Origin of the sequence: Mesorhizobium sp. M4B.F.Ca.ET.089.01.1.1 (genome assembly GCF_004022605.1) — a bacterium.
Classification (GTDB): Bacteria; Pseudomonadota; Alphaproteobacteria; order Rhizobiales; family Rhizobiaceae; genus Mesorhizobium; species Mesorhizobium abyssinicae.
Genome location: NZ_RZOS01000937.1, coordinates 1 through 983, shown reverse-complemented (window position 1 = coordinate 983; position 983 = coordinate 1). Strand labels below are relative to the sequence as shown.

Sequence of the window (983 nt, the reverse complement as noted above, 5' to 3'; positions counted from 1 at the left end):
CCCAAGGCGAGCGCAAGTGCGGCCACCGGAATCGAAGAGGTCAGTGCAAGGGAGAGGGAGCAGGCCGCGCAGGCGACGCACGCGAGCTTCATCAGACGTTCTTGCGACAAGCTCCGTCTGAATGTGCCGTTGGAGATGCCGGCGAAGACGGCGCCCGTCCCGAAGCCTGCCATGAGCGTGCCATAGGCGAGCGGTCCGCCTCCCAGATGATCGCGGACTACCAGCGGCAGCAGTGCGAGAATGGCGATGCTTGCCAGGCCAAACAGGGTTCCGCGTGCGATCGCCGCCTTGATTTCCGAAGACATCGCCGTGAAGCGCAGCCCGTCATAGATCGCCGTCCTCATCGACTCGCGCGGGAGAGGCGAAGAGCGAACCTTCCACTTGCAGCGCCATATCGTGCCCAAAGGGACCAGATAGGTGAGTGTGGTCACGGTAAAAGCTGCCAAAAGCCCAAACGAGGCAACCACGATGCCGCCGAGCGCCGGGCCCACGGTCCGGACCGTGTTGAAGCCGACGGAGAGCAGGGTCACGGCAGCCGGGACATCGCGGCGGTCGACGATATCGCCAACCGAGGCCTGCCAGGCGGGATCGTGAAGAGCACCCCCGCATGCGATCAGGAAGCTGAAGCCGAGGATCATCCACGGACTGACAAAGCCCAGCGCCACAACCGCCGTCAGCATTGCAGATCCTATCACCATCAGGCAGCGGCCGACGAACATGACCCTGCGACGGCTGAAATTATCGGCGAGGGCTCCGGCGAAGACGGACAAGATGAAAGCGGGCAGGTTCGATGAAGCCTGGACCAGCGCAACCATCAGATCGGAAGTCGAGATCGTCGCCATCAGCCAGCTGATGGCGACAGTCTGCATCAACCAGCCGAGAGAAGAGACCTGGGTAGCGAGCCAGATCGAACGAAAGGTCGGCTGCATGAGGGGCGCAAACGTCGTCGGCGCAGCCAAATCTTCAACTGATCCAGCCACTCT

At 62.6% G+C, this 983-nt stretch carries 1 protein-coding gene; it reads right to left on the bottom strand.

Annotation, left to right across the window (positions count from 1 at the left end; translation table 11 throughout):
• Nucleotides 1-929, bottom strand: a 929-nt coding sequence (locus EN780_RS35165) for an MFS transporter (RefSeq protein WP_245500227.1), incomplete at its 3' end; no start/stop codon positions are given.
• Nucleotides 930-983 lie beyond the last annotated feature (54 nt).